Source organism: Luteimonas sp. e5, from assembly GCF_054031035.1.
In genome coordinates this window covers 45,329-58,084 of record NZ_JBSTRX010000003.1, presented here as the reverse complement: position 1 = coordinate 58,084, position 12,756 = coordinate 45,329, and the positions used below count along the sequence as shown (strand labels likewise).

At 66.9% G+C, this 12,756-nt stretch carries 9 protein-coding genes; 7 read left to right on the top strand and 2 right to left on the bottom strand.

Going from position 1 to position 12,756, the window contains the following annotated elements:
- The first annotated feature begins 113 nt into the window (after window positions 1–113).
- Together ACW11F_RS09380 and ACW11F_RS09375 are read left to right on the top strand one after the other, a co-directional pair.
- A complete protein-coding gene (locus ACW11F_RS09380; RefSeq protein WP_456996635.1) occupies window positions 114–1,739 on the top strand; it encodes a sensor histidine kinase in 1,626 nt (541 codons plus the stop codon).
- A gap of 38 nt (window positions 1,740–1,777) precedes the next feature.
- A complete protein-coding gene (locus ACW11F_RS09375; protein ID WP_456996634.1) occupies window positions 1,778–3,274 on the top strand; it encodes a sigma-54-dependent transcriptional regulator in 1,497 nt (498 codons plus the stop codon).
- A 39-nt stretch (window positions 3,275–3,313) separates the two neighbouring features.
- Here ACW11F_RS09375 and ACW11F_RS09370 read toward each other — a convergent pair whose 3' ends face one another.
- Entirely contained in the window at window positions 3,314–4,189 is an 876-nt protein-coding gene (locus ACW11F_RS09370; RefSeq protein ID WP_456996633.1) for an outer membrane protein assembly factor BamD, read from the bottom strand.
- Between the two features lie 98 nt (window positions 4,190–4,287).
- On the opposite strand from ACW11F_RS09370, the gene rluD reads away from it, so the two are divergent.
- From rluD to ACW11F_RS09355, 3 genes are read left to right on the top strand one after another with little or no spacing between them, the layout of a single operon-like run.
- Window positions 4,288–5,274 carry a 23S rRNA pseudouridine(1911/1915/1917) synthase RluD gene (gene rluD / locus ACW11F_RS09365; protein WP_456996632.1) on the top strand — a complete coding sequence of 329 codons (987 nt, stop codon included), beginning with the start codon at window positions 4,288–4,290 and terminating at the stop codon, window positions 5,272–5,274.
- 1 nt (window position 5,275) lies between these two features.
- Entirely contained in the window at window positions 5,276–6,067 is a 792-nt protein-coding gene (gene pgeF, locus ACW11F_RS09360; protein ID WP_456996631.1) for a peptidoglycan editing factor PgeF, read from the top strand.
- 21 nt (window positions 6,068–6,088) lie between these two features.
- Window positions 6,089–8,503 (top strand): ligand-binding sensor domain-containing protein, encoded by a 2,415-nt coding sequence (locus ACW11F_RS09355; RefSeq protein ID WP_456996630.1) that lies wholly within the window; start codon window positions 6,089–6,091, stop codon window positions 8,501–8,503.
- A gap of 1 nt (window position 8,504) precedes the next feature.
- On the opposite strand, the gene ACW11F_RS09350 is transcribed toward ACW11F_RS09355, so the two are convergent.
- Window positions 8,505–9,608, bottom strand: coding sequence for a sensor histidine kinase (locus ACW11F_RS09350; protein ID WP_456996629.1), 1,104 nt, complete (start codon window positions 9,606–9,608; stop codon window positions 8,505–8,507).
- Window positions 9,609–9,747: 139 nt separating this feature from the next.
- Between ACW11F_RS09350 and ACW11F_RS09345 the strand changes: the two genes are divergently transcribed.
- Together ACW11F_RS09345 and ACW11F_RS09340 are read left to right on the top strand one after the other, a co-directional pair.
- Entirely contained in the window at window positions 9,748–10,458 is a 711-nt protein-coding gene (locus ACW11F_RS09345) for a response regulator transcription factor (protein WP_456996628.1), read from the top strand.
- Between the two features lie 363 nt (window positions 10,459–10,821).
- Window positions 10,822–12,756, top strand: a 1,935-nt coding sequence (locus tag ACW11F_RS09340) for a hypothetical protein (protein ID WP_456996627.1), incomplete at its 3' end; no start/stop codon positions are given.

The following is a 12,756-nucleotide window of genomic DNA, read 5'->3' as shown; positions in this document are numbered from 1 at the left end:
CCAGGGCGCAGGGCGCCGGATATTGTCGCCGATCACCCGGTTGCGGGCAAAATCCCGCGATCGGCACGGTCCGGGGCCTATACTCGCCACGCATGCCGCACGGGGAGGTCCGGATGTCGCCGCAACGCCCGTACAACACGCCAATCCGATTTTTCGCGCTGGGTGACGAGCTGCGGCTGTACTGGCTGTTCCGCGCGGTGCAGGGCGCGGCGATCCTGGTGGCCTTCATCGGCCTGGGCTCGATCCTTGAGCAATGGAGCGTGGTGGATGCAGCCACCGGCCTGGTGGCCAGTGCGATCTACGTGATCTCCGCGCTGCTGATGGTGCTGCTCTCGTTCCGCCACAGCATCCGCACCCTCGGCCAGTTCTTCCTCGGCTCGGCGCTCGATCTTGCCTATGCCAACGTGGTGCTGTACGCCGCGCCCGGCGCGGTGTGGCCGGTGGCGATGCTGTTGATCAGCAGTGTTGCCGGCGCGGCGATGTTCATCCACCTGCGCTTCGGTCTGCTGATGGCGCTGCTCGGCACCCTGACCCTGCTGCTGCATCGCCACTGGCTGCCGGCCGAACACACCGCCGAGTTGTTCAGCGTGCGCAACATGCCGCCGGTGCTGGCGGTGTATTTCCCGGTGCTGCTGGCGTTCATCGCGGTGATCCTCAGCCGCATCGGCGACAAGCTGTTCAAGCATGAGCACTTCGCGCGCATGCGCAAGGACGAGATCGCCGACCTGCTGGCCCTGAACGAGCAGATCCTGATGCGCCTGCCGACCGGCGTGCTGGTGATCGACGAGCATGGCGACATCGACCTGTTCAACGAAACCGCGCGCCAATTGCTGCAATTGGGCGACGGAGATCGGCAGTCGGTGGCGCTGGTCGCCCCCGAACTGTTCCGCCAGTGGACACGCTGGCGCGAGAATCGGGAGCATGAATCGCCACCGCTGATGCTCGGCAGCGAACTGCGCCAGATCGAGCCGCGTTTCCTCGAGCTCAATGCCGAGGAGCATGAAACCCTGCTGTTCCTCGAGGACACCTCGCAGGCCGAGCGGCGCGCCGAAACCATCACCCTGGCCACGCTGGGGCGCTTTTCCGCCAGCCTCGCACACGAAATCCGCAACCCGCTGTCGGCGATCAAGTACGCCAGTCAGCTGCTGCGCGAGTCGAGCAACCTCGACGTGATGGATCGACGCATGCTGGACATCGTGCAACAGCAGATCCAGCGCATGAACGGCATCATCGAAAGCGTGCTGAGCCTGGCCAGGCGCGAACGCACGCAGCCGGAAATCTTCGACATCCGCCAGATGTTGCGCGATTTCGTCGACGAATACGTGGCCGGTTTCCCGCTCGACAATGATCGCCTCGACCTGCGCGTGCCGGACACGGTGGTGATGGCGCACGCCGATCCGCGCCAGGTGCACCAGATCCTGATGGTGCTGGTCAGCAATGCGCGCTACTACGGGCGCATGCCGGACGAGCCCGCGGAAATGATCCTGCGCCTGCAGCAGGTGGGCGAGGCGGTGCAGGTCGATGTCATCGACCATGGTCCGGGCATCAGCGAGAGCGGGCAGAAGAGCCTGTTCCGCCCGTTCTACACCACCTCCGGGCATGGCACCGGGCTGGGCCTGTACATCGCACGCGAACTGGCGCGTTCCAATGACGGCGACCTGCAATACCTGCCGCGCGCGCGAGGCAGCTGTTTCCGCCTCGGTCTGCCGTTGGCGGCCGCGTCCCGGGCCAACGGTTAAACTCGGGCCGATGACGACAACCCGAGGCGAGGGACGATGTGAGCGAGGCGCAATGTGCCCTGGTGGTGGATGACGAACGCGACATCCGCGAACTCCTGGCGGTCACCCTGAGCCGCATGGGCCTGCGGGTGGAGACTGCGGCCACCGTTGGCGCGGCCAAGCAGCAACTGGCGGCGCAGGCCTTCGACTTCTGCCTCACCGACATGCGCCTGCCCGACGGCAGCGGCATGGAGATCCTGGCGCACATCACCGAGCATTACCCGCAGACCCCGGCGGCGATGATCACCGCGTTCGGCAACGTCGAGGCCGCGGTCGAGGCACTGCGCGCCGGCGCCTTCGACTTCGTCGCCAAGCCGGTGGACCTGCAGGTGCTGCGCGATCTGGTGCGGCATGCCTTGAAACTGCGCTCCGAGCGCCATCCCGATGCCGATGCCGATGCCGCCGCGAGCGCCGCGGCATCGGGTGCAGGTGGCGCCGCGGATGCCGCCGCCGTGGTGCAGGGCGGCTCGGCGTGGGCGCACATGATCGGCGAGTCGCCAGCGATGCAGACGCTGCGTGAAACCATCGCCAAGGTCGCGCGCAGCCAGGCCCCGGTGCATATCAGCGGCGAGTCGGGCACCGGCAAGGAGCTGGCCGCGCGCAGCATCCATGAACTCAGCCCGCGTGCTTCCGGCGCGTTCGTGCCGGTCAACTGCGGCGCGATCCCCGCCGAACTGATGGAGAGCGAGTTCTTCGGCCACAAGAAGGGCAGCTTCACCGGCGCGCATGCCGACAAGACCGGACTGTTCCAGGCGGCCAATGGCGGCACCCTGTTCCTTGACGAGGTCGCCGAGTTGCCGTTGCCGATGCAGGTCAAGCTGCTGCGCGCCATCCAGGAAAAGCGCGTGCGTCCGGTCGGCGCCGCGGCGGAAGTGGACGTGGACGTGCGCATCCTCTCGGCCACGCACAAGAACCTGGCGCAGCTGGTGGAGGAGGGCGTGTTCCGCCATGACCTCTACTACCGCATCAACGTGATCGAATTGCCGTTGCCCCCGCTGCGCGAGCGCGGCGACGACATCTGGCCGCTGGCCGATGGCATCCTGGCCCGTCTCGCGCGCAGTCTGGAAGTGGCCACGCCCAAGCTCGGCGAGTCCGCGCGCAAGGCGCTGGCGGCGTATCCGTTCCCCGGCAATGTGCGTGAACTGGAAAACATGCTGGAGCGCGCGATGGCGCTGGCCGAGGGCACGGTGATCGGCGCCGACGACCTGCGCCTGCCGCAACAGCCTCCGCCGTTGCCGCCGGCGCGCAATGGCGAACCGGCGGCCGTGCCCGCCACGGCACCTGCACCAGCACCGGCCGCAAGCGCGCCAGGCGTCGGCGAATTGCCGGAAATCGACATCGACGCGCCACTGCCCGAGGCGATCGAACAGATGGAGCGGGCGGTGATCGAGCAGGCGTTGATCGCCAACCGCTACAACAAGACCAAGACCGCTGCGCAGCTGGGCATCACCTTCCGCGCGCTGCGCTACAAGCTGAAGAAGCTCGGCATCGACTGACGCCGGCCCGTGTCACCTCACGCGCTGACGCGCACGCGCTCAGTCGGTGTCGCGCGCGCCGGGTACCTGCTCGCGGGCGAACGGATTGAGGCGCTGGAAGATCGACGGGTTCTTTGGCCAGCCGCCGGACAGCCAGGGATGGCTGGCGTCGTTCTGTGCCAGCACGCGCTTGGCGTCCTCGGCCAGCACCTGGTTGCCGAGGCGGGTATAGGTTTCGGCCAGGATCGCCACCGCATCGTTCTGGTATTCGCTTTGCGGATAGGTTTCCAGCAGGTACTTGGCACGGTCGGCGGCGGCGACCCAGGCGCTGCGGCGCAGGTAATAGACCGCGGTATTCAGCTCGTGACGGGCGAACTGGTTGCGCAGGAAGACCATGCGCTGGCGGGCGTCGTCGGCATAACGGCTGTTGCCGAAGCGCTCGGTGACGATGCCGAAGTCGTTGTAGGCCTGCATCGGCGCGGCGAGGTCGCGGCTGGCCATGTCCAGCGAGAACACCCGCTGCAGGAATACCGTGTTGCGCGCCTGGTTCGCCAGGCCGCGCAGGTAGTACATGTACGGCACGTTGCGGTGGGTGGGGTAGGTGCGCAGGAAACGGTCGATGGTGGAAACCGCGTCGTCGTTCTTGCCCGACTTGTACTGCGCGTAGGCGGTTTCCATCAGTGCCTGCTCGGCGTAGGTGCCATAGGGGTACTGCGCGATCAGGCGCTTGAAGGTTTCCTCGGCGGTGCCGTAGTTGCCACTGCGCATCGAGGCGTGGGCCTTGTCGTACAGCGTTTCCACCGGCAGCCCTTCGTTCTTGTCGCTGCGCTTGACGCCCTTGCCCAGACGGGCACAGCCGCTGGCGGCGACGGCGATGGCCAACAGCAGGATCAGGGAACGGAGCAGCGGACGAGGCGCGTGCGAAGGTGCGGACATGGGCAGGCAGGGCTGGGCAACGGAAGCGGTGATAATAGCCCAAGCCGGGCCCGCCTCCGGTCCTGTTGGATGAACCCGGCGCTAACGCCACCACTGCCATGCCCGAGAACCCGCACGCTCCCGAACCGCTGACTGCGCAGGTGCCCGCCGAAGCCGCCGGACGGCGCTTCGACGCGGTGCTGGCCGAGCTGTTCCCGGAGTTTTCGCGCTCGCGGCTGGCCGAGTGGATCAAGTCCGGCGATGCGCTTCTGGACGGGCGCGTGGTGCGCCCGCGCGAGCCGGTGCATGGCGGCCAGCGGGTGCAACTCCAAGTGGTGCTGGAAGAGCAGACCCATGCACAGCCGCAGGACATCCCGCTGAACGTGCTGTTTGCCGACGAGCACCTGCTGGTGATCGACAAGCCGGCCGGGCTGGTGGTGCACCCCGGCGCCGGCAATCCGGACGGGACCCTGGTCAATGCGCTGCTGAACTTCGATGCCGCGCTGGCCAGCCTGCCGCGGGCCGGGATCGTGCACCGCTTGGACAAGGACACCTCCGGAGTGATGGTGGTGGCGCGCAGCCTGCCGGCACACACGCGGCTGGTGGAGATGCTGTCCGAGCGCGACGTGCACCGGCAATACCTCGCGATCGTGGTCGGCGCGCTGGTTTCCGGCGGCACCGCCGACGCCGCCATCGACCGGCACCCGCGTGACCGCATCCGTATGGCGGTGCGCGAAGACGGGCGCGAGGCGATCACCCATTACCGCCTGCGCGAGCGTTTCCGCGCGCATACCGCGCTGGAATGCCGGCTGGAAACCGGGCGTACCCACCAGATCCGCGTGCACATGCAGCACCTGAAGCACCCGATCGTCGGTGACCCGCTGTACGGCGGGCCGCTGCGCCTGCCCAAGGGCGCCGGCGATGCGCTGACCGAGGCACTGCGCGGCTTCAAGCGCCAGGCCCTGCATGCCGAGGTGCTGGCGTTCGAGCATCCGATCAGCGGCGAGCAGCTGGAAGTTTCCGCGCCGGTGCCCGAGGACATGCAGCGGCTGATGACATTGCTGCGCAGCGATGCGGCCGAGCACGCCGCCAGCACGCGTGGTTGAAATGCCGAACCACGCGCAGCCATGGATCGCCGCCGATTGGCCGGCGCCGCCCGGCGTGCAGGCGGTCACCACCCTGCGCCATGGCGCAGGCGTGTCGGCGCCGCCGTTCGAAGATTTCAACCTCGGCAACCGCTGCGGCGATGCGCCCGCCGCCGTGGCCGCCAATCGCCGGCAGCTGTGCGCGTTGCTGGCGCTGCCCGCGCCGCCGCGTTGGCTGCGGCAGGTGCATGGCATCGGCGTGCAGCGCTTTGCCGACGCGCCCGCGGACATGGCCGGCGATGCCGACGAACCCGAGGCCGATGCCGCGGTCACCAGCGCGCGTGGCGTGGTGCTGGCGGTGCTGACCGCCGACTGCCTGCCGGTGGTGCTGGCCGCCGCCGACGGCAGCGAGGTGGCCGTGGCGCATGCCGGCTGGCGCGGGCTGGCTGCCGGCGTGCTGGAGGCGACGGCCGGCGCGATGCGCACGCCGCCCGCGCAGCTGATGGCCTGGCTCGGCCCGGCCGCCGGCCCCGAGGCCTATGAAATCGGTGTCGAAGTGCGCGACGCCTTCCTTGCGGTGGACTCGGCTGCCGACGCCGCGTTCCAGCCGACCCGGCCCGGCCATTGGCGCATCGATCTGTACGCACTGGCGCGGCAGCGGCTGAGCGCCGCCGGCCTGCCCGCCCACGCGATCCACGGCGGCACGCGCTGCACCATCGGCGAGCCGCAGGCCTTCTTCTCGCACCGTCGCAGCACGCAGCAGGGCAGCGGCCGCACTGGCCGCATCGCCACGCTGGCCTGGCGCGCTGTTTGAGATCCGGTGAGTGAGCGAGACATGCCGGAATCGCTGATGCAGGCCCAGGAGGCGATGACGACAACGAGGAGCCGCCCTGCGGCCCGAGGGTGGGCGATGCTGCTGGGGTGGCTGCTGGCTGCGTTGCCGGTTGCCACCGCCACCGCCACGCACATGAGCGGGGATTCGCTGGCCGTGCATTCACCGCCGGTGCTGCGCCACTACGGTCTGGAGCATGAATTGCCGCAACTTGCCGCGAACGGCGTGTTGCGCACGCAGGACGGATTTCTCTGGATCAGCACGTTCGGCGGGTTGGCCCGTTTCGACGGCCACGAGTTCCGGACGTTCCGCTCGGATGGCAGCGACAGTGGGCCGTCCAGCCGACGCATCGTGTCGCTGCACGAGGATGCGCGGCAACGCCTGTGGATCGGTACCGAGGACGCGGGCGTCAGCGTCCACGAACATGGCCGTTTCCGCCACCTTCCCATCTGTGGCGGCAGCTGCATGGTCGATCGGGTGTTCTCCGGCGATGGCGGCGACATCTGGGCACTGACCTCGGTCGGCGTCATCCGCATCGACCCGGACAGCTTGCGCGCGCGCGGCCCAGGCCAGCCCGGCCAATTCAGTCAGGTGGTGCACATCGGCAGCAAGGTGCTGGTGGCTGGCGTGTCGGGATTGCGACGTTTGTCGGACGGCAAGCTGGAGACGATCGCGTTGCCGGAAGGGCATCACATGGTGTCTTCGATGGTGGCGCTCGGAGACTCCGCGTGGATGGTGTTGAACGGCGGCGATCTGTATCGATTCGATGCCGACAGCGAGCACTGGACATGGCTGCGTGGCGGACTGACGCGGGAGACGCGGGTGCTGACCGATGGTGTCGGGGGGCTGTATCTGTCCGATGGCGTCGAGGGAACGCGGCGGCTTGCGGACGATGGCAGCGAGACGCCGCTGGAAGGCGCGCAGCGATTGTTCGCGGCCACGATGACGGCGGATGCGGATGGCGCCTTGTGGATCGGCACGCCCGGCAACGGGCTGTGGATGTTGCGTCCTTCGCGGGTCAGCCTGCTGCGCTCGACATCGGTGCCTGATGCGCCGGGACGGGTACTGGCGAGAGATGGTGCCGGCGGGATGTGGGTGGCCATGGGCTGCATGTCACTGTGGCATGTCGACGCGCAGGGCAGGCAGCGGGCATGGCCGATCGAGGCGACCGTGGATGAGGGCTGCATCCACAGCCTGGTGCACGATGCGGACACCGGAACGCTGTGGATCGGCATGTCCGGCGGCAGCCTGGAGCGACTGGTCGGAGGGCGCGTCGAGCGCGTGGCGGCCTGGCCACGATCCCGGCAGGTCGCTGTCTGGAAGATGCGTGACGGCAGCTTCTGGGTTGCGAACCTGCAGTTCGTCGGCCGCATGCGCTTCACCGAGGATGGTGCGTTGGCGGGTGTCGAGCAGGTGGACGAACTGGCTGGCATGGAAGTCAAGCGCATCGTCGACGCGCGTGCCGGGGGTGTGTGGGTGGTGGGTGATCATGGTGCGTTCCGGGTGGTCGACGGCGACGTGGTCGAGCGCTGGACTCCCGCGCAGGGCATCAACGGACGCTTCTTCCGCGCTCTCCATGAAGATGCCGATGGCGTGTTGTGGATCGGCAGCTACGGTCATGGGCTGATCCGGATCGAGAACGGCAAGGTGCAGCAGTACACCGAGGCCAACGGTCTGTTCGACGACACCGTGTCCTGCATCCTGCCCGGCGAACGCGGCCGTCTGTGGTTGGCCGGCAACCGCGGTATCGGCCTGCTGCTGGATCGGAACATCGGTGACGATGGGCCGCTCATGCGCAGCCTGACCGCCCAGGATGGCCTGGATCCGTCCGAGTTCAATGGCAGCCCGGTGCCGCCTTGCGCGGATGACGGCGCAGGGCAGCTGTGGTTCGCGATGATGACCGGTGTGGCACGCATCACCCCCGCGCAGTTGAGCGACTGGGTCGGCAGTGCCGTGCCTGCGGCATACATCGATCATGTCGCGGTGTCGGGGAATGCGCTGGATGTGTCACGGCCGGGCGAGCTCGGCGTCAGCGCCACCAATCTGGAAATCCGCTACGGTGCGATCGCCCTGCACAATTCCGGCAAGGTCCGCTTCCGCTACCGTTTGACCGGCCTCGATGACGTGGGCGATTGGATTGACGCCGGCACCAACCGCAGCCTGTTGCTGCCGGTGGTGCCATGGGGACAGCTGATATTCGAAGTACAGGCGCGGGTGGTGGGTGGGCCATGGTCGCCTTCGGCCACGCTGCAGCTGAGTCGTCCGCGACCTTGGTACAGGCACCAATGGATCTGGTTGGCGGTGAGCCTGGCGAGCCTGCTGGCAGTGCTGCGGATCACCCGTGAACAGGACGTGCCCGGGGTGGACGATGCCCTGCTCGCGCGCCTGCGCCGATCCGGTGCAGGGCCGGTCGACTGAGTCAGCCCGCCGGGTTCCCGCCTGTGGTCTGCAGCGGCAGGCGCAGGGTGAAGCAGGTCCCTTGCTCCGGCGTGCTGTCCACGTCGATATGGCCGCCGGATTCGGTGATGGTGCGGTAGACCACGGACAGGCCGATGCCGGTGCCTTGTTGTGCAGGCTTGGTGGTGAAGAACGGGTCGAACACGCGTGCGCTGACCTCATCTGACATGCCGCAGCCGTCATCGGTGAGGCGCAGCACGAAGTCGCCGTCGACAATCCGGCTTTCGATGCCGAAGCCGCCTTCTCCGGCGATCGCGTCGCCTGCGTTCTTGGCGATATTGAGCACGCAGGCCTCGAACTCGGCCAGGTCCATGTGGATCGGCGCCGCCTGCGGACACAGCGTCGCCGCCACGCGAACCCGCTTGCCGAGCATCGACTCGATCATCGGCAGCAATTCGGCCAGGACCTGGTTTGCATCGAACGTCTCGAGCCTGGGTGGGGTCGCCCGTGCCAGCGTCATCAGTTTGTCGGTCAACTGCTTGCCGCGGCGGGTTGCGGCGGCGATGCCATCCAGACGCGTCCGCGGATCGGCAACGTGATCGCTCTGACTGGCGTAGCCCAGGATGACGCTGAGCAGGTTGTTGAAATCGTGGGAGATGTTCCCGGCCAGCTTGCCCAGTGCGTCCATGCGTTGCGAATGGATCAGCTTTGCCCGCGAGCGCTCTTTTTCCTCCACTTCCGCTTCCAGTTGGCGATACAGCAGTGCCAGCTCGCGGCTGCGCTGGCGGCTGACATCGGACTTCAGGATCAGCCGGTCCAGGATCAGGGTCACGATCGCGTAACCCAGGGCCGACTGAAGCAGGTTGAACAGCTCCTCGCCCCGCATGGCGACGTTGGAGGCGCCATTGCGGTGGTCGACCCAGGCACCCAGCAGCAGGATCAGGAAATAGGCGCCGAACGTGGCCCACAGGCCGCTGCGGCCGAGCAACAGACCTGCGAACAGCAGCGGCACGATGCCGATCAGCAGCCCCTGCTGCGCCACCAGCCCGTAGTGGTAGTGGCTCAGCGCGAGCAGGCAAAGCCCGGTCACGATCAGCACGATGGCAGCGTTGCGGGGCAGCGGCATGGTGTCAGTATCTCGCGATGGTGGGCGGTGCGCACGGCTCGCTCCGTCCTCGTCCGCATCCCGCTGGCCAAGCCGGGGTGTCCGACCGGCAAAAAACCTAGAATAGGCTTTCACCATGCCGCCTATCCACCGGATCCGCATGCAGACGAAGACAGGCAAGCCCTCCGTGATGGTCGTCGAGGACGACGATGAGCTGCGCGATCGCATCCTCGTTCCCGGCCTGAGGAAGGAGGGGTTCGATGCCGAGGGTGCGGAAAGTGCGATGGCCCTGTATCGCAAGCTGAGCCTGCGTTCTTACGACATGTTCGTGGTCGACATCGGTTTGCCGGATGAAAGCGGCTTCGACGTGTTGAACCATCTGCGCAAGCTGGGCGACGTCGGCATCGTGCTGCTGACCGGCCGATCCGGTGCCGAGGATCGGGTGCAGGGCCTGGACAGCGGCGCGGATGCCTATCTGTCGAAGCCGGTTGGCGTGAACGTGCTGGCGGCCACCCTGCGCAGCGTGCTGCGTCGCCTCGGCCCGGTTGCAACGCCCGCCGAACCGGTGCCTCCACCGGCGCCTTCGGGCTGGCGCCTGGAGCAGCAGGGCTGGCAGCTGCTGTCGCCGTCCGGAACCCAGGTCACGCTGTCCAAGGGCGAGCGCCTGCTGCTGACGTTGCTGGCCGAGTCTGCGGGTACGGCCGTCGAGCGCGAAACGATCATCGGCCACCTGTGCGGCAATGACTACGACTTCGACCCGCACCGCCTCGAGATGCTGGTGCATCGGCTGCGCCGCAAAGTGCAACTGGTTGCCGGCGAGGAGTTGCCGCTTGTCACCGTGCGCGGCGTGGGACATCTGTTCCTGCCTTAACCCCGGCGCCATTTCCAACATCACGAAACCTCACCTTTCATTGCAGGGAAGGTGAGTTTGCGTGCGTGTATTGCACGCCATTGTTGTCTAAATTGCCGCCCGCAATCAGGGGCTATCGCATCCGGATCGTCGCGCCGCATACATCGGCGCGATCCGCGTCGTGTGTGTTCTGCGTTGCAAGTTCCGGTGCGTTTTCGCCTGTGCAGGCGCCGCCGGGAGTCTTTCGGATCAAAAGAAATCGGATGCGCCATGAATGGGTACTTGAGCACTGCGGGAATCGTGATTCGCACGTTTGCGAAGGCGTTTGGGCTGCGAGCCAGTCCGGGTGCGCGACGGGCGCGGCCCTTGCCCATGTTCGCGGCGATGTTCGCGTTCGTGCTGGCACTGATGCCGTTCATGGCGCATGCGCAGCTTGCGCAGCGACACAGCTTCAACGTCAGGGGCGACGTGGAGATGGTCGGCAACGCGCTGTTGACCTGCAGTGGTACCGGCTGCGCCAGCCAACAGGCCGGCACGACCGATGGCGGCAACGCCAGTCGGCAGATGGTTTACGTCAACATCGATGGTGCCGCGCTGCCCTTCGGTGTGCCGGAAAATTCCTCCCGTGCCGACCTGGCCTTGCCGGCCGGATCCACGGTGCTCTCCGCCGGGCTCTACTGGGGCGGTCGTGCGGGTTATTCCGACGGCAATCGCGGGACGATCTACCTGCGTGTTCCCGGCAGCGGCAGTTATCAGCCGATCACCGCCAGTGCTGCCGATGTGAACACCTTCATGGGGCAGGGCGAATCCGATGCGAATCGTCCCTATACGGCTCACGCCGATGTCACCAGTCTGGTCCGCAGTGCCGGCAGCGGCAGCTACTACGCGGGCGGCCTGACCTCAACTACCGGTGGCACAACCAGCCCCTTGGGTTTTTATGGCGGCTGGGCGCTGATCGTCCTCTACGAGAATGACGGCAAGCCATTCCGTCGACTGATGGTCTTCGACGGCAATGCGGGCTACGTGGCCAGCGGTGGCACCCAGACCGTGACGATCGATGGGCTGCTGACACCGGTCAGTGGCGATTTCGATGCCTACATGGGGGCCCTGGTCTGGGAGGGCGATCAGAACATTTTGGGGGACCAGTTCCGGTTGACGGGTGCCGGCGTACTCGACGGGGGTGCTCTGAGCGATGCGCAGAGCCCGAGCAACAACTTCTGGAACAGCGGCATCAGTCGTCTGGGCACGCGCTTCAGCGCGAAGTCACCGGACTACGTCAACCACTTCGCGGTCGATCTGAAGTTGGTGGACATCTCCAACACGCCGGCGAATGTCGGCAAACCGCGCATGGCCAATGGCGCGACGGGTGCCGACCTGACCTTCACCACCAATCAGGATGCCTATTTCCCGCACGCCCTTGTTTTCGTGTCGAATCTGTATGTGCCCGACCTGGTGACGTCGCTGCAGAAAACCGTCACCAACATTACGAACCCCGGTGGGCCGCTGCAGCCAGAAGACATTCTCGAATACACCATCGTGTTCGAGAACACCGGGCAGGACGGCGCCACGTTCGTGGTGATGACGGACGTGATTCCGACGCATACCACCTATGTGCCGGGGACCTTGGTCATCGTCGACGATGACGGTCGCGGGATTGCGGGCAACACGGTCCCATCCACCGATGCGCCGGGCGACGACCAGGCGGAGTACGACGCCGTCAACAACCGGGTCGTGTTCCGTGTCGGCAATGGTGCAAATGCCGTTCAGGGCGGTTTGCTCCAGTTCAATGAAGGCGTGCGTTTGCGCTTCCGCGTGCAGGTGGATGCGTCAGCTCCCGGCGGCACTGTCATCCATAACGTGGCCGGCGTGGAGCACAACGCGGAAACCGCGCCACTGCCGAACAATCTGACCGGCACCACGACGGCTGACATCGGTCCGGTCGCGAATCCGCCGAAGCTGGAGATCGCCAAGAGCGGTCCGGCCACGGCGGTGGTGGGCGTGGCGTATGACTACACGCTGACGGTGAGCAATACCGGCACGGCGACGACGGCGGACGCGACGGTGACCGATACCGTGCCGGCGGGTCTGACCATCAACTCGGCCGGCCCGGGCTGCAGCATCAGCGGCCAGGACGTGAGCTGCACGGTGGCTTCGGGCCTGGCGGCGGGCGCCAACACGGTGTTCACGATCAACGTGACGCCGACGGCGGCGGCCGGTGGCAGCGTGACCAACACCGCGAGCGTGAGCGGCGGTGGCGATCCGGACTGCACCACGGGCTGCGACAGCCCGCCGGTGGTGACCACCCTGAACGCGCCGAAG